A 16,666-nucleotide genomic window follows, 5' to 3' on the forward strand; every position below is an offset into this window, starting at 1 on the left:
GGCACCGGAAATTGCGGAGGAATTCGCTGGGAAAAAGCAGTGGCCGGCCTCCGCTGACGGAGGCCGGCCACTAGGATGCTATTCCCACTCGATGGTTCCCGGCGGCTTGCTGGTGACGTCCAGCACCACCCGGTTGACGCCGTCCACCTCGTTGGTGATCCGGCTGGAGATCCGTGCCAGCAGGTCGTAGGGCAGGCGCGACCAGTCGGCAGTCATGGCGTCTTCCGAGGAGACCGGACGGAGCACGATGGGGTGGCCGTAGGTGCGGCCGTCGCCCATGACGCCGACGCTGCGCACGTCTGCGAGCAGGACCACGGGCATCTGCCATACCTCGTTGTCCAGCCCGGCCGCGGTCAGCTCGGCACGCGCGATGGCGTCCGCCTTGCGGAGCAGGTCCAGCCGCTCCTTGGTGACCTCGCCGACGATCCGGATGCCCAGGCCGGGGCCGGGGAACGGCTGGCGGCCGACGATTTCCTGGGGCAGGCCGAGCTGGGCGCCGACGGCACGGACCTCGTCCTTGAACAGGGCCCGCAGAGGCTCAACGAGCTCGAACTGCAGGTCCTCGGGGAGGCCGCCCACGTTGTGGTGGCTCTTGATGTTGGCTGCACCTTCACCACCGCCGGATTCGACGACGTCCGGGTACAGGGTGCCCTGGACCAGGAACTTGATCTTCTCGCCGTGGGCTGCGGCCTCGGCGATGATGGCCAGTTCGGCTTCTTCGAAGGCGCGGATGAATTCCCGGCCGATGATCTTGCGCTTGGTTTCGGGATCGCTGACGCCGGCCAGTGCCGAGAGGAAGCGTTCCTGTTCGTTGGCCACGTACAGCTTCACGCCGGTTGCGGCCACGAAGTCGCGTTCAACCTGTTCCGCTTCGCCTTCACGCAGCAGTCCGTGGTCCACGAACACGCAGGTGAGCTGGTCGCCCACGGCGCGCTGGACCAGGGCTGCCGCCACTGCCGAATCGACGCCGCCGGAGAGGCCGCAGATAACGCGGGCATCCCCTACCTGCTGGCGGATGCGCTCCACCTGTTCTTCCAGGATGTTGCCCGTGGTCCAGTTGGGCTCCAGCTTTGCGCCCTTGAACAGGAAGTTCTCGAGCACCTGCTGGCCGTAGGCGGAATGCTTGACCTCAGGGTGCCACTGCACGCCGAAGAGGCCCTTTTCCTCGTTGGCGAAGGCTGCTACTTCGGCGCCTGCCGTCGTGGCGAGGACATCGAAGCCTGCAGGGGCTTCGTGCACGGAGTCGCCGTGGCTCATCCAGGTCTTCTGGTGCTGGGGCATGCCCTCAAGCACCGAGCGGCCGTCACCGAGGATGGTGGTTTCCGTGGATCCATACTCCCGCAGGCCGGTCTTGTCCACCTTCCCGCCCAGGGCGTTGGCCATGGCCTGGAACCCGTAGCAGATCCCAAAGACGGGGACGCCGGCTTCGAAGAGGTCGGCACCCACGCTGGGGGCGCCGTCGGCATAGACGCTGGAGGGGCCACCGGAGAGGATGATGGCGGCAGGGTTCTTGGCCAGGAGCTGCTCGGTGGAGTAGGTATGCGGAACCACTTCCGAATACACATTCGCTTCCCTGACGCGGCGGGCAATCAGCTGCGCGTACTGGGCACCGTAATCAACAACCAGCACCGGCTTCTGGGAAGTCTGGGATGCAGTGGGAGTAGTCACCGTAATAGCCTACTTTGCGCCATTGCACCGGCGCACCTTCAGAAGCCGCGCTGTGACGCAGCAGACGTCCGACGGCGGATGGCCGGCGCGCGCCGGGCCCGTTTCAGTAGCGCTGGGGAGCCTGCGGATTGGCGGCAAGCTCGGCTTCCACCTCTGCGTGGAATTTCTTCTCCACGATGAAGGACAGGAACGGCACGACGCCGCCCAGTGCCAGCAGCACCAGTTTCAGGAAGGGCCAGCGCATCAGGGACCACAGCCGGAAGTTGGAGATCAGGTACACAACGTACATCCAGCCGTGCACGATCAGGACGGTGACGGAGACGTTCATGCCGTTGAGCACGCCCGCCGGCTCGGCGTCGGCGAATCCGAAGCCGAACGGCTGGCCGGTCACAGCGTTGGTTCCGCCGGCGAACAGGTACTGCCCGAAGCCGTACCGTGCCACCAGTTCCGCACACAGCAGCAGGAGCATGGTGCCGGTGAGGTAGGCCATGACCTTGTAGAACTTCAGGGCGGACCGGATCTGCGCCTCGGTACCGCCGAAACGGCGCTTCTTCCCGGAGGTCTTGCCGGAGGCCTGCGATGAGGGGGTGGCCGGTTTCGGATCAATCATGGCTGTACCTTCTGCTGGTGCTGTTCAGGCTGCTGGTGCTGTTCGGCCTGCTGTGGAAGCTGTTGGTTTTCGTCGTGCCCGTCACCGTCGTCCCCGGCGTCGTCAAGGGCCTCCTCCAGGTCCCGGTGGTAGTCGTCCTTGACCAGCCGCCACCAGATGAAGAGGGCGAACCCGGCGAAGACAACCCACTCGATGGAGTAGAAGAGGTTGAGCCAGTTGATGTGCTGCGCCGGCGGCTGCGGACCGATGTCCAGTGGAAGGAGGTTTCCCGGAACCGCGGCAGCGCTGACGTCCTGGCCCCCCACCACTTCCGCGGTGGCAGACACGAAGCCTGGGTAGCTGCTGACCTCCCAGTAGTTGATGAGCTCCGCCACGGAGACGGCGGAGGCCTCCCCCGGTTTCGGAGCTTTCCCCGCCACCGGCGCTTCGGACGGCAGCAGCCGGCCGGTCAGCTCAACAAGGCCCGACGGCGGTGCTGCCGCGTCCCCGGGCTGGGCGACCCACCCGCGTGCCACCGGGATCCACGTCTGTGGTGAGGCACCTGCTCCGGACAGGGCGGGGGCACCGTTAACGGCGAAGGCTGAAACAACCCAGTAGCCGGTTTTGCCGTCGTGGAGCCTCCCGGGAACCAGGACCTGCTTGTCGGGACTGTACGTTCCCTGGGCAGTGACCATCTGGTCGGCAACACTGCCGTGGAAGAACTCACCCGGCTGCAGGGTGCCGGTAAGCGGCCGGACCTGTTCGGTGGCGGGATTGACCGGCACCTCGGGTTGGGTGGAGCGGCCGAATTGCCACTGGCTCAACAGCACGAAGACCCCGGAGAGAGCGATCGCGAAGATAAAGCCTGCGATCCATCGGGGCTTAAGGGCTGTTTTCCACACGTCTTAACCGTACTTCGTAGTTCTGTAGAACAACTAAACGCCGGGGGCGTCCGGGCCCGGAGGCGGGACCGGGGATGCGCCTAGTGGTCGAAGAACACCAGGCTGGAGTTGATGAGCTCGGCGATCACTTCGGCGTCGTATGCACGCCGCAGCGACTCGCGGAATGATTCCTTGGAGAGTGACCGGGCCAGGGTGGCCAAGACTTCCAGGTGGTCGGAGAAAGAGCTCGCCGGGGTGGCAATCAGCAGGATGACCGTGGCTGGACCGTCGGCTGCACCGAAGTCCAGGGCGTGGCCGTACTTGGTGATGCCGACGGCGATGGAGGTCTGGGACACGAATTCGCTGCGGGCATGCGGCAGTCCGATGCCGCCCGGGAGCCCCGTGGCCAGCTGGTGCTCCCGGGCATTGACGTTTTTCAGGAACCCGTCAAGATCCGAGATCCGCCCTGCGGCGTGGAGCCGCTCTGCCAGTTGGTTGGTGGCGTCGGTCTTGTCCTTCGCCTCCATTTCCAGGATCACCATGTCGGCGGTGGTCAGGTGGGCGTCATACGGGTCCAGTGGTTCCGCCAAGGCGTTTCCCTTCGGTCAGCAGTGGGGCGAACGGCCCCTCAACGCAAGGGCACGATATCTTCCGCGCCCAGGCGGGCGGCGTCTGCGGATTCGTCGTCCGGCTGTTGCTGGCTGAGGCGTTCGGCCTCCACGCGGGCAAGGTAGTGGCGGACTTCGTTTTCACGCTGCGTGTCACTCCAGCCAAGGACGTCACCCATCAGTTTAGCGACAACGGGGGCGGCGGACACGCCGCGGTCCCATGCCTCGATGGAGATCCTTGTGCGCCGCGTCAGGACGTCCTGCACATGGCGGGCACCTTCGTGGCTTGCGGCGTAGACGGCCTCTGCCTGCAGGTAGTCGTCGGCGCCAGGGAGTGGCTCCGCCAGCTCCGGGTTCTGCTCAATGAGGGCCAGGACCTCAGGCGTCATGGACCCGTACCGGTTGAGCAGGTGCTCGATCCGGGCGACGTGCACCCCGGATTCCTCTGCGGTGCGGTTCCGACGGTTCCAGGCGGCCCGGAAACCGCTGGCGCCCAGGAGCGGAATGGTTTCGGTGCAGCTGGGCGGGACGCGTTCGTCCATGGTGCGGGTGGCCTCGTCAACGGCATCCTTGGCCATGACCCGGTAGGTGGTCCACTTTCCGCCCGCCACCACCACCAGTCCGGGAACAGGGTGCGCCACCACGTGCTCGCGGGACAGCTTGGCGGTGGAGTCGTTTTCGCCGGCCAGCAGCGGCCGCAGGCCGGCATAGACCCCTTCGACGTCTTCCCGGGTCAAGGGCCGCTTGAGCACCTGGTTGACATGCTCCAGGACGTAATCGATGTCCTTGCTGGAAGCGGCGGGGTGGGCCTTGTCCAGGTGCCAGTCAGTGTCAGTGGTGCCGATGATCCAGTGCCGTCCCCATGGGATGACGAACAGCACCGACTTCTCGGTGCGCAGGATCAGCCCCACCGTGGACTGGAAGCGGTCGCGGGGAACCACCAGGTGGATGCCTTTGGAAGCGCGGACCTTCAGCTGGCCGCGGTCGGTCACCATGGCCTGCGTTTCGTCGGTCCACACGCCGGTGGCGTTGATGACCTGCTTGGCGCGGATGCTGAACTGCGTCCCGTCCTCGCGGTTTTCCACCTTGGCCCCCACCACGCGTTCGCCTTCGCGGAGGAAGTCCACCACCTTCATCTGGTTCACGGCATGTGCGCCGTAGTAGGCAGCCGTGCGGACCAGGTTGGCGCAGTATTTGGCGTCATCCACCTGGCCGTCGTAGTACCGGATGGACCCGACGAAGGCGTCGTTCTTGAGGCTGGGGGCGGCCCGGAGCGTTCCCCGGCGGCTGAGGTGTTTGTGGAACGGCACTCCCCTGCTGTGGCCGGCGGAGACTGACATGGCGTCATAGAGGGCGATGCCGGCACCAACGTAGGGCCGCTCGATGAAGGGTTTGGTCAGCGGATACAGGAACGGCACCGGCCGGGCCAGGTGGGGTGCAATCTCGGAGAGGAGCAGCCCGCGTTCCTGCAGGGCCTCTTTGACCAGGGCGAAGTCCAGCATTTCCAGGTAGCGCAACCCACCGTGGATCAGTTTGGAAGACCGTGACGACGTGCCTGCCGCCCAGTCGCTTGCCTCGACGATGCCGACGCTCAACCCCCGGGTCACGGCGTCGAGCGCGGCTCCCGTGCCAACGATGCCGCCGCCGACAATCAGGATGTCCAGTTCCTGGCCGGGTTCCGTGGTGGCGCGCAGCCGCTGGATGGATGCTTCCCTGGCTTCCGGGCCAAGGACCCCGCCGTTTGCAGGAACACTCTTCATTGAACGCCTCCAGTGCCTCTAGTGCCGGTAGTAAATCCACACTACTTGCTGGGGGCGTGCTTTGGGCAGGGCCGGAGCGCGCCCGCCCCGCCCTGCCGTGGCGTGTCAGTTCCCGGCGTACGGCGACACGACGACGTCGACCCGCTGGAATTCCTTCAGGTCCGAATATCCGGTGGTCGCCATGGAGCGCCGCAGCGCACCGATAAGGTTGGACGTTCCGTTCGTGTGGTGGCCGGGTCCGAAGAGAACTTCCTCCAGCGGGCCCACGGTGCCGACGTTGGCGCGGTCCCCGCGCGGCAGTTCGGTGTGGTGGGCCTCCTGCCCCCAGTGCCAGCCCTTGCCGGGGGCTTCTTCAGCCCTGGCCAGGGCGCTGCCCAGCATGACGGCGTCGGCGCCCATGGCGATCGCCTTGACGATGTCACCTGAGGTGCCCATGCCGCCGTCGGCAATAACGTGGACGTAGCGGCCGCCGGATTCGTCCATGTAGTCGCGGCGTGCCGCGGCGACGTCGGAGATGGCTGAGGCCATGGGCGAGTGGATGCCCAGCGCGCGCCGCGTCGTGGTGGTGGCACCGCCGCCGAAGCCCACCAGTACGCCCGCAGCGCCGGTGCGCATGAGGTGCAGCGCCGGAGTGTAGCCGGCAGCGCCGCCGACGATGACGGGGACGTCGAGTTCGTAGATGAACTGCTTCAGGTTCAGCGGCTCGTGGTCCTTGGAGACGTGCTCTGCGGACACGGTGGTGCCACGGATGACGAAGATGTCGACGCCGGCGGCCAGGACCGTCTTGTAGTGTTCCTGCGTGCGCTGGGGGGTCAGGGACCCGGCAACAGTGACGCCGGCGTCACGCATTTCGGCGAGCCGGGACGTGATGAGCTCGGGCTGGATGGGTGCCTGGTACAGCTCCTGCATGCGCGTGGTGACGGCAGGGCTGTTGGTTTCATCCTGGAGCGCCGCGATCTCATCGAGGATGGACTGCGGATCCTCGTACCGGGTCCAGAGGCCTTCCAGGTCCAGCACGCCGAGGCCGCCGAGCTTGCCGAGGGCGATGGCGGTGGCCGGGGACATGGCCGAGTCCATCGGCGCGGCGATCACGGGCATCTCGAACTGGTAGGCGTCGATCTGCCAGGAGACGGAGACGTCCTTGGGGTCGCGGGTGCGACGGTTGGGGACGATTGCAATGTCATCCAGGGAGTAGGCACGACGCCCACGCTTGCCACGGCCGATCTCGATCTCATAAGTCACTGCTCTAGGTTATCCCAGCAGGTCCGCTGGCCTGGCCTGGGCCGGCGCTGAAGGTCATCGCTGGCCCTGGCAACTGCCCCGGGCAAGCACGTAGCCTTGGGCAGGGGGCTTCGGTGGATGCTCCCGCGATAGCTTCCACGATTGGGCCTCCTTCCGATATGACGCACTCCATTCCTTTTCCCGCCGACGCTCCTGTCCATTCGCTCGACCATTGGCTCTCCCCCGAACTGGCCCGGGTCAGCCCGCCGGACGCACCGTCCCGTCTGCGCCAACTGGCGGATGCCCAGGGCACCGTGGCAGCCGGGTGGAGCAGCGCGATCGCCGGCGGCCCCGTCCTGGCCCTGGCAGGCGCCTTCACCTCCGTGATGTCGGGGAATCCCGCGGCAGCGCTTGTCTTGGTCCCGCTGGGGGCCGTCCTGGTGCTGCTGGGCCTCTTCGGGTGGAAACGGGTCCGATCCGTCCTGCCCCGGACTGACAAGGCCCTGATCACCCGTGGCCCCGGATCTGCCCGCGGCGGCATCGGCATGGTGTCGTTCCTGGCTGTCGTTCTCGGCGGGATCATTTACCTGTACCTGCCCTCCGCCATGGCGAAGGGCGCCGGTGAGGTCACTATCCTGGTGGGCAGCTACGTACTCATGCTGGCCCTCCTGGTCGCGTGCATCATCGTCCCGTCCGCGGTCCTGGGCCGGGCCCGGGAGTCGTTCCGCCTGCGGGTGCAAACCACCCCGAGGCTTCGGAGGGCACTCGAGGAGGATCTGGCCGTCTGGCGCGATCCCTACGGCAACGCCGCTTACGGCCCCCTCTGACATCCGGGAAGCGCAGGATTGTGATGGGCAGTCGGTGGACATTTGACGGGCATATCGCCGGGATCGGCACTGCCTCCGGGTTGCGCGCCGTAGTTGGAATGTGGCAGGACTCCCCCTTTGGGTCCTTCTCGGACGTCATGGTGCAGCAGCCTCCTGGGCATCGCCTTCTGCTCGCTCCGACTTCCGAGGTGGCCGGCTTCATTGCCGCGACCTACACCTTTGATGAAGTGCGGGTGCTGGACGTTGCTGCCTCGCTCACCGACCACACGTTGACGGTCGACGCCGGCCCGCTGGCAATCCAGGCCGTCACCGGTGCCAGGACCCTGCTGGGAACAGCGCTGCGGACAGTACCCCGGCGCCTTGCAGTCCATCCCCGCTGGCTCGCCGCGGTCAATCCGTTCGCTGCCCTCGCGGCACCCGGCGCCCGCACCTACGGAACTGCGGGCAGCGGAAGGACGGAGTTCTATGGGGTGACGGACCTGCACCACGTGACGTCCGCCGTTGTCCGCTGGAATGGTGCCGATGCCGGAGCGCTGGCCCCCATCCGGCCAGCCGTCACGTTCGGCTTCAGCAGCGTCCCTCCCCGCCCGAGCATCGCCCGCGTGCGTACCACCGTGGTGGACGGCAGGCACGGAGGCTAGATCTGCCCATCGCTGCATGCGCGGGCCTGTATTAGCCTTGGCACCGGAAAATTGATTTTGGGGGGAACAGCGTGGCACCAGGCGACGAATCAACGGCATCGGCTCCTGCCTGTTCCGGCATCAGGGATCTGAGAAGGGTGCCGGACGCGACGGCTTACGGCTACGCCCAGCGCCGGTCCTGGATCTTTTTTGCCTGGTGGTACCCGGCAGTGCTGGCCATCGCCGGCCTGCTTCACGCCGTGCTCGCGCTGGCACTGGGCCAGAGCGCCGAAACCGGCATCGGTATGGCCGTTCTGGGGGCAGTGCTGGCTTCCACGGGTTGGGCCTTGACCGCCTGGCTCCGGTTCACCCGCAGGCCACCGCGCCCCGCTTCTAACCTTCTGAGGGTGGAGCGGGGGATCCGGGGCACCCCAGTGATGGTCTGGACTATCCTGGTCGCCACCACGGCCGCCGTTGTGGCCTTGATCCTGTTCACCCCCAACGGCGCCTCTCCGGAAAATTTGCCGGTGCTCGGACTGCTGGTCACGGTTCCCCTCGGCTCGGCCGCCGGCCTGCTGCACACCCGCCGCCTGATGTGCAACAACGCCGGACTCTACGCCCGCTGGCTCGAACGCCGTTCCCTGACGGAGCATTCATGAGGGGTGGCGTGGCTTCGCCCAGCACTGAGGCCGTCCCGCAACTAGCCCTGGGCCATGCCCATCGCAGGGCCCGTGTCTTCTGGTTTTGGTGGATGGGCATGGTCTTCGCCGTACCCGGCGCGGTTCAGGCGATTGTATTGGCCGGCACTGGCCAGAATCCCGGGAACGGACTTGTGCTGCTGGTGCTGGTTTCACTCCTGATGGTGGCCACGCCGCCCGGAACCGCACCCGACGTCTTGCCTATCCTTGCGTTCCTGGCTGCTTTTCCCGTGACAACTGGAACAGGAATGCTGTACTCGCGGCATCTGCACCAGCACCGGGACCGCCTGTACGCCGCCTGGTTGCGGCGACGCTAACAGAAGTGCCCGATCGGCGGGCGGGCTCCCCCAACCTGCATCAGACTCCTTCAGGTTCCTCCACGGAAAGCTGGGACTCGAACATCCTGAAGTACCGGCCGCGCAGGGCCACCAGTTCCTTATGGGTGCCTTTCTCCACAATGCGGCCATCCTCCAGCATGTACACCACGTCCGCCTTCTCGATCGTGGCGAGCCGGTGGCTGATGGCGATGATGGTGCTGCTGCGGTCAGCGAAGAGCCTGGTGAAGATTCGGTGCTCAGCGAGGGCATCGATGGCCGAGGTGGGCTCGTCCATCACCATGAAGGATGCGTCGCGGTAGAAGTTCCGTGCCATGGCCAGGCGCTGCCACTGGCCTCCGGACAGGCCACTGCCCTTCCGTCCGCGCGGATCCTCCATCCAGTTGCTCACGTGGTTGTCGAGTCCGTTCGGCAGCCTATTGATGAAGTCGAGCGCCTCGGCGTCGGCTGCAGCCTTGCGGACGCGGGCGTCGTCCCGAGGTGAATCGACGTCGCCGAAGTAGATGTTCTCGGCCGCCGTGGCGAACTCGTACTTCAGGAACTCCTGGCTGAGCACGGCAAGGTGGCGGTGCCAGGATTTAACGTCGACGGCGGCGAGGTCCACGCCGTCGAGCAGTATCTGCCCTGAGTCGGGCCGGTAGAGTCCGGCGAGGATGCGGATGAGGGTGGACTTCCCGGCGCCGTTCTCCCCGACGATGGCGATGTGTTGGCCCTGCCGGATGGTGAGGCTGATGCCCTTGATCACCTCGATGTCGCTGCCCGTGTAGGTGAAGCGGATGTCCTTCAGCTCCACTTCCCTGGGCGCCTCCAGGAGGGGTGGGGCATGTTCCGAGTGCACGGGCATCGCCATGAACAGCTCGTAGTCCTTCAGGTTGGCCAGGTCTTCATCAATGGAGCTGAGCGAGGACACCAGGCTGTTTGCGGTGGACAGGGCACGGCTGACGATCTGCTGGACGTAGAGGAACTGGCCCACCGGGGCTGCGCGGGCAATGATCTGGCCCACCACCCAGATCAGCGAGACCACTTCCGCGCCGTACTGCAGGGCGTCCGCCGCCAGCTGCCTGGGGATGTATCGGCGCTGGTAGTCCAGGCGCCGCCGTTCGTCGGCGTCCCGGAGCCGGGACCGAAGGTCCATGAGGAAACCGACGATGCCATAAAGCCGCATTTCGGCAATGTGCTGCGGCCGGAGGAGGTTGGTCTCGATCATGCGGCGCTGGCGCCGCGAGTCCACCTGCGTGTTCCAGTGCGCAATCTGTTCCCTGGACAGCTTGAACTGCAGGTACACGCTCGGAACGATGGCCACCAACACGATGACGGCGATCCACCAGCTGACCAGCAGCAGGGCGCCCACGGCCAGGATGACCGAGACCAGCTGGGTGAAGATCGCGGCAATCCGGTCCAGGACGCGGGCGTAGGAGTCGGAGAACCGTTTGGCGCGGTCGTAAAGGTCCACTGTCTCCTTGTCGTCGTAGCGCCAGAAGTCCAGGGAGAGGAAGCGCTCGTACATCTGGTCCCCCACGATGGCGCCTACTTTGAAACTCATCAGCTGCTGGATGTAGCGGTCCACGCTGTTGAAGGCGCCCCAGAACAGGCCCAGCGCGGCAGTGACGACGACGTACACGATGGCAAGCCGCCCCGCTCCGCCGTCGCCCGCGTACGCTGCCGCCAATGCTGTGGTGGTGAGGGACGCGTAGAAGGTGGTGACCAGCGGCAACACCGCGGAAATCAGGGAACCCAGCACCTTCATGACGACGGCGCCCGGGGAGGCATGGAAGCTCACCCGGAGCACCTGGGCCACGGCCTTGGCATAGGGGCGCACGGCAAGCCGCTTTTGCGGGTCGCGTTTAGGGGTCAGCTCCGCCGGATGGCGCGGTTGGGACATGGAATCAGCCTAATGCGGGGCGGTCCGTCACGATGTGGAATGGAGACAGCGCAGCAGGGCATCTTCGCCTGGCGAGTGTGCCATGTAGTGGAAGTCCGGCGGCCCACCGGCCAATCGACGTGCTCCACCGCTGTGGTACGCCGCGCTCATCCACTCCGGGCCACGCCATTGTGGCCAGTGGGATGGTTCGGGGTCGGGGTGTTCGGGTTTGTAGTGGCGTCCGGTGGGTGAGGTCCAGCCGGGCGGCTCGTTCTTGGTGGCCGGGTCGGGTGTCCATTGGCTGTGGTGTTTGAGTCGATGGTGTTTGGGGCAGAGTTGGGCCAAGTTACTGGTTCCCGTGGTGCCTCCGTGTTGCCACGCTTGTAGGTGGTCGGTTTCGTTATCGGGGGTGCGGTTGGTGCAGCCGGGGAAGGTGCATTTGGTGTCGCGCATCCTGATCCAGCGTTTGATGGTTTCGGTGAGCCGGTAGTTTTTCCGGCCGATCTCCAGCGGTGCCCCGTCGCGGGGGTCGACCAGGGCCCGGTAGAACGAATCCGCCCCGTCCGCGACGAGCCTCCGCGCCATGGAGGCCGGGATCGGGCCGAAACCGTCCAGCACTGCTGGTTCGTCGGTCGCTCCGAGGAGGGAGAACACCGGCACAGTGACCAGGACGTCGGCCCGCGGGGTGGGCACCTTTCCCATCGCGGTCGTGCTTGCGGTGGCCGCGGTGGTGCCAGAGGAACGTTCACCCGCAACCTGCCCGGTACCGAGGAGCAGCGATGCTGCGATGTCGGGGCGGAGTTGGGTGAGGGTGCGCTCTTCGGTGGGCCCTTGGAGTCCGCGGGCGGTGGCGGTGGTCCGGTTCCAGATGGCGCACGCGGTGTCCCCGGGCAGGTACAGCGAGATCCAGGCCATGCCGTCCCGGTCAGGCGTGTATTCCATCCGCCGGTCCGCCGCACCCTTGGCGTGCCGCTTCTCGATGGAGTCCGGATGATGGCGTTCCCTCCACCCACGGACCTTGGCCCGGAACCGGGACGGGACAAGCTCACCGGGAGCCGCACCCCGGGCGGGGTTGGCAGCGGCGGGGTCGAAGAAGTGTGCCACCAACCCGGCGGCGCCAGCGGCATCGAGGCCGTCGGTTTCGTCGGCGATGATCTTTGCGTGCTGCCAGGACAACGACCCGGCCGACAGGGCCTCAAACACGGGCGGGAACAAACAGATCCGGCGGGACTGGTCCACGAGGGCGCCCGCTGCGGCCGAGCTGATGGTCAGGACCCCGGCGACCTCCTCGACAACGGAGACGTAGGCGTAGGTGCGGTCTTGAACGGAAGCGTCCGGCGGGGTCATCGCCTGCTGGAACTCCACTGCCTCGGCGGCGTCCCGTGCTTTCATCGCAGCGAGTTGTGCTTCCAGTCGGGATGCAGCTTCCAGTCGTGCAAGCCGGATCTCATACCGCCGCTGCAACACATCCACACCGACACCGACATCCACGCCAGCACCAGCGTGAGCCCCGGAAGCCAGGAAAGCGTCCTCTTTCTCCAGGGCGCTCAGGGCAGCAACAGAGGCACGAACACCCTCCAAAACCACCCCAGCACTACCGCCGATTCCCATAAGAACATCATCCAACGGGGGTCCGACATTCAAACCGACCGCGTTCTCCGGTACCCAACAACAAGAGGAGGCGGGAAAATCCCGCCTCCTCTTTCACACGCCTCAGCGTCAAAAACCCTTCGCCGCTAACGCGATCCGTAGTTCGGCGCCTCGACGGTCATCTGGATGTCGTGCGGGTGCGATTCCTTCAGGCCGGCGGAGGTGATCCGGACAAACTTGCCGCGGACCTTCAGCTCGGGAATGGTGGGCGCTCCGGTGTAGAACATGGTCTGGCGGAGGCCTCCCACCAGCTGGTACGCCACTGAGGACAGCGGGCCACGGTACGCCACCCGGCCTTCGATGCCTTCGGGGATCAGCTTGTCGTCACCGGACACGTCGGCCTGGAAGTACCGGTCCTTGGAGTAGGACGTGTTCTTGCCGCGCGACTGCATGGCGCCGAGGGAGCCCATGCCGCGGTAGGACTTGAACTGCTTGCCGTTGACGAAGATCAGGTCGCCCGGAGACTCGTCGCAGCCAGCCAGGAGGGAGCCCAGCATGACTGTGTCGGCGCCGGCCACCAGGGCCTTGCCGATGTCGCCCGAGTACTGGAGGCCGCCGTCGGCGATCAGCGGCACGCCGGCCGGAATGGCAGCCTTGGCGGATTCGTAGATGGCCGTGATCTGCGGGACACCCACGCCCGCCACCACACGGGTGGTGCAGATGGAGCCGGGACCAACGCCCACCTTGATACCGTCGGCGCCGGCGTCAATCAGTGCCTGGGCACCTTCACGGGTGGCAGCCTGGCCGCCGATAACATCCACGTGAGCGGCGACGGGATCGGACTTCAGCCTGCGGATCATATCCAGGACACCCTGGGAGTGGCCGTTGGCGGTGTCCACGAACAGCGCGTCCACGCCGGCGTCCACCAGGGTCATGGCGCGCTCCCAGCCGTCGCCGAAGAAGCCGATGGCGGCACCCACCCGGAGGCGGCCTTCATCGTCCTTGGTGGCCAGGGGGTACTGCTCGGCCTTGGTGAAGTCCTTGGTGGTGATCAGGCCCTTGAGCCGGCCCTGCTCGTCCACGAGCGGGAGTTTTTCGATCTTGTTGGTGGCCAGCTTGTGCGAGGCTTCCTCGCGGCTGATGCCCACGTGTCCGGTGACCAGGGGCATCTTGGTCATGACGTCGCTGACCAGCCGCAGCGGGAAATCGGACTCCGGCACAAAACGGGTGTCGCGGTTGGTGACGATGCCCAGCAGGCGGTTGTCCTCGTCCACCACGGGGAGGCCGGAGACGCGGTAGTGGGCGCAGAGATCATCGAGCTCGCGCAGCGTTGCCTCGGGGCGGATGGTCAGCGGGTTGGTGATCATCCCGGACTCGCTCCGCTTGACCCGGTCCACCTGGTCCGCCTGGTCGGCGATGGACAGGTTGCGGTGCACGACGCCCAGGCCGCCCTGGCGGGCCATGGCGATGGCCATGCGGGACTCGGTGACCGTGTCCATCGCCGCGGAGAGCAGCGGGGTCTGAACGGTGATGCGCTTGGAAATTCGTGAGGACGTGTCTGCCTCGGACGGGATGACGTCGGTGTGGCCCGGCAGGAGCAGGACGTCGTCGTAGGTCAGGCCGATGAAGCCAAAGGGGTTGTGTTCGGGCTCGGTCATGAGTGCGCCTCTTACCTTGGTTGCTGGGTCACGGGTAGGGGTTGCAGCCGATGACCAGCCCGTGATTACGGAACTGGCCTGTGCAGACGATCCTGCGGGAGCACCGTGCAGGACGGCGTTCCGGGGGCAGAAAGTGTTGAGTAAATATTAGAACCTCGGCGCCAATCCCCCTATTCCAGGCCGGCAATGTGAGCAACCTTACGGCGCGGCAGGCGGAATGGCTCAGCTCCAGCCGGTGGCGGCCAGCAGCCGCTGCTCGAACATCGGGATCATGGTTTCCACATAGGTCCTGGTGAGGTGGTTGTCGTCCTTGTAGACGTACACGTTTCCCACCACGGCCGGGCAGACGCCCCGCGCGCAGATGAAATCGCTCATGTCCATCAGGTGCAGCCCCGGCAGTTTCCCGCGGTAGTTCTCCAGCGGTGACGGCTCCACCAGGGACTCCGCCAGGGACGGGTTGCAGGCAGGGGCGCTTGCACCGTTCCGCTGGGCACACGGGGGCATGTTGAAGGTGAACCGCGGGTTGTCCCGGATGCCCACGATTTCGATCCCGGCGTCCGCGAACGGCCGGACGCCATCGAGGTATCCCGGCACTTCGGTTTCGAACGGAGCGTCCTCGTGGGTCAGCGACGCCACCGTGAACACGGCGTCCGGCCGGTGTTCCAGGACATAGGCGGAGCTGGCCCTGTTATAGGCGTTGCATTCGGCGTTCCTGGTGTCCGATTCGGCGCCGAAGCGGCAGGCAGGCATCAGCAGCGTTACCAGTTCCCAGCCACGGGCCGCTGCCACGGGCGCCAGCGCGGCGAGGTACTGCTGGGCGTGGGAGTCGCCCAAGACCACGATGCGCCGGGTGGCCGGTTCCTCCGGCAGCTCCTGCCGGCAGCCCTCAAGGATCGGATCGCCGGTGGCGTTGGCTCCTGTGCAGGGCGAATCGATGCCGGCCCAGTCGTTGTCCAGTGCGGTGGGCCCGGGGATGGTCCGCGCCCTTGGTGCGGGCGAGTTTTCGTTTTCCGGGGTGAGTGCCAGGGCACCTGGCGTCAGCTCCCGCGGTTGGGCCGCCGTCGCGCTTTCCTCTGCGGTGAGCGTCGTCTGCCAGACCGCGACAGGCCCCGCCAGGACGGCGCCGCAGGCGACGATGACGACGGCGGTCCGCCAGGCGCGGAGCTTGGGCCAGTGCCAGTCGCGCAACGGCTTTTCCACGAAGCGCGTGGTCAGCACGGCAAGCACGATGGAGGCCCCGACGATGCCAAGACCCTGCTTGAGGTTCGGCGCGTCGACGCCGGTGGCGGCCAGCACCAGCACCAGGACGGGCCAGTGCCAGAGGTACAGGGCGTAGGAGTTGTCCCCCAGTGCGACGGCGGGCCGGCTGCTGAGGAGGCGGTCCACCCCGTACCGGCTGCCCGACTGGCCGGCCACGATGATCGCTGCTGCCGCAAGGGTTGGCCACAGGGCCACATAGCCGGGGAAGGAACGGTCAACGGTAAGGACCAGCCCGCAGGAAACCATGGCCGCCAGGCCGACCCAGCCCAACGCCACGCGCAGGACGCGGCCGGGCTTGAGGTACGGCAGCGCCAGTGCCAGCAGGGACCCCAGCGCAAACTCCCACAGGCGGGCCCGGGTATCGAAGTAGGCGTAAGCCTGGTTGGTGGCGGTCTGGTCAATGGAGTAGGCCAGGGACACCGCAAATACCGTGCCGAACACCAGCGCCAGCAGGCCCCTGTACGTCAGCCAATGCAGGCGGGGTACCCTGCGAAGCCCGGCCAGCACGGCTGCCGTGGCGGCAAAGACCAGCGGCCACAGGATGAAGACCTGGCCTTGGATGGACAGGGACCAGAAGTGCTGCAGGGGGCTGGCACCGGCGTGGTCCTGCGCGTAATAGTCCACCGACAAATCAGCAAGGAGCCAGTTTTGGCTGTACAGCAGTGACGCCCAGGCCTGGTCGAGCACTTGCGGCCACCGGCCCTGCGGCAGGATCAGCCAGGTGCCGGCGAGAACTCCGAGAATCACCACGACGGCGGCTGGCAGCAGTCGCTTGAACAGGTGCAGCCAGTGCGCCAGGAGCCCGAAGGGTTTGCCTGATTCCGCCTTGCGGACGAAGGACAACGTAAGCAGGAAGGCCGAAACCAGCAGGAAGATGTCCACGCCACCGGACACGCGGCCCAGCCAGACGTGGTAGGTGACAACCATCAGGACGGCCAGGGCCCGCAGCCCCTGGACCTCGGGCCGGAAGGTGGGCTTCCGTTGGCGGGGCGCGGCGCCCGGGCCGGGTTCGGGTGCCTTCGGGGTTTCCGTTATCGACACTAGAACCTCTCACAATGCCCGCCAGCCAAAGCCCCAAGCCTAGCCAACG

14 protein-coding genes are annotated in these 16,666 nt (G+C 66.3%); 4 read left to right on the plus strand and 10 right to left on the minus strand.

The window, feature by feature from the left end:
• Nucleotides 1-78 precede the first annotated feature (78 nt).
• The 6 genes from guaA to PUN51_RS00960 form a co-directional block, all read right to left on the minus strand.
• Nucleotides 79-1,668, minus strand: coding sequence for a glutamine-hydrolyzing GMP synthase (gene guaA, locus PUN51_RS00935; RefSeq protein ID WP_159631439.1), 1,590 nt, complete (start codon nt 1,666-1,668; stop codon nt 79-81).
• Nucleotides 1,669-1,771: 103 nt separating this feature from the next.
• On the minus strand, nt 1,772-2,278 hold the full coding sequence (locus PUN51_RS00940; RefSeq protein WP_275179597.1) for a DUF3817 domain-containing protein: 507 nt from the start codon (nt 2,276-2,278) through the stop codon (nt 1,772-1,774).
• Nucleotides 2,275-3,159 (minus strand): SURF1 family protein, encoded by an 885-nt coding sequence (locus tag PUN51_RS00945; RefSeq protein ID WP_275179598.1) that lies wholly within the window; start codon nt 3,157-3,159, stop codon nt 2,275-2,277. The genes PUN51_RS00940 and PUN51_RS00945 overlap by 4 nt, the downstream gene beginning before the upstream one ends.
• 80 nt (nt 3,160-3,239) lie before the next feature.
• Nucleotides 3,240-3,728: a PTS sugar transporter subunit IIA gene (locus tag PUN51_RS00950; protein WP_159631436.1), complete on the minus strand. Its 489-nt coding sequence runs from the start codon at nt 3,726-3,728 to the stop codon at nt 3,240-3,242.
• A 38-nt stretch (nt 3,729-3,766) separates the two neighbouring features.
• On the minus strand, nt 3,767-5,506 hold the full coding sequence (locus tag PUN51_RS00955; RefSeq protein WP_224026611.1) for a glycerol-3-phosphate dehydrogenase/oxidase: 1,740 nt from the start codon (nt 5,504-5,506) through the stop codon (nt 3,767-3,769).
• A gap of 105 nt (nt 5,507-5,611) precedes the next feature.
• Complete coding sequence (locus PUN51_RS00960) at nt 5,612-6,748, minus strand: GuaB3 family IMP dehydrogenase-related protein (protein WP_159631434.1); 1,137 nt, start codon at nt 6,746-6,748, stop codon at nt 5,612-5,614.
• A 158-nt stretch (nt 6,749-6,906) separates the two neighbouring features.
• Between PUN51_RS00960 and PUN51_RS00965 the strand changes: the two genes are divergently transcribed.
• The 4 genes from PUN51_RS00965 (at nt 6,907) to PUN51_RS00980 (ending at nt 9,189) form a co-directional block, all read left to right on the plus strand.
• Nucleotides 6,907-7,554: a hypothetical protein gene (locus tag PUN51_RS00965; protein ID WP_275179599.1), complete on the plus strand. Its 648-nt coding sequence runs from the start codon at nt 6,907-6,909 to the stop codon at nt 7,552-7,554.
• Between the two features lie 23 nt (nt 7,555-7,577).
• Entirely contained in the window at nt 7,578-8,195 is a 618-nt protein-coding gene (locus PUN51_RS00970; protein WP_275179600.1) for a hypothetical protein, read from the plus strand.
• Between the two features lie 137 nt (nt 8,196-8,332).
• On the plus strand, nt 8,333-8,833 hold the full coding sequence (locus PUN51_RS00975; protein ID WP_275179601.1) for a hypothetical protein: 501 nt from the start codon (nt 8,333-8,335) through the stop codon (nt 8,831-8,833).
• Nucleotides 8,834-8,925: 92 nt separating this feature from the next.
• A complete protein-coding gene (locus PUN51_RS00980) occupies nt 8,926-9,189 on the plus strand; it encodes a hypothetical protein (protein WP_275179602.1) in 264 nt (87 codons plus the stop codon).
• Nucleotides 9,190-9,229: 40 nt separating this feature from the next.
• Here the strand turns inward: PUN51_RS00980 and PUN51_RS00985 are convergent, their stop codons facing one another.
• The 4 genes from PUN51_RS00985 to PUN51_RS01000 all read right to left on the minus strand — a co-directional run bounded on the left by PUN51_RS00985 (nt 9,230) and on the right by PUN51_RS01000 (nt 16,611).
• Nucleotides 9,230-11,089, minus strand: a complete 1,860-nt coding sequence (locus PUN51_RS00985; RefSeq protein ID WP_275179603.1) for an ABC transporter ATP-binding protein — start codon at nt 11,087-11,089, stop codon at nt 9,230-9,232.
• Between the two features lie 27 nt (nt 11,090-11,116).
• A complete protein-coding gene (locus tag PUN51_RS00990; protein WP_374114903.1) occupies nt 11,117-12,679 on the minus strand; it encodes an HNH endonuclease signature motif containing protein in 1,563 nt (520 codons plus the stop codon).
• Between the two features lie 125 nt (nt 12,680-12,804).
• A complete protein-coding gene (gene guaB / locus PUN51_RS00995; RefSeq protein ID WP_159631427.1) occupies nt 12,805-14,316 on the minus strand; it encodes an IMP dehydrogenase in 1,512 nt (503 codons plus the stop codon).
• 222 nt (nt 14,317-14,538) lie between these two features.
• Nucleotides 14,539-16,611 carry an acyltransferase family protein gene (locus PUN51_RS01000; protein ID WP_275179958.1) on the minus strand — a complete coding sequence of 691 codons (2,073 nt, stop codon included), beginning with the start codon at nt 16,609-16,611 and terminating at the stop codon, nt 14,539-14,541.
• Between the last annotated feature and the right edge of the window lie 55 nt (nt 16,612-16,666).

Origin of the sequence: Arthrobacter sp. NQ4 (assembly GCF_029077345.1) — a bacterium.
Classification (GTDB): domain Bacteria; phylum Actinomycetota; class Actinomycetes; order Actinomycetales; family Micrococcaceae; genus Arthrobacter.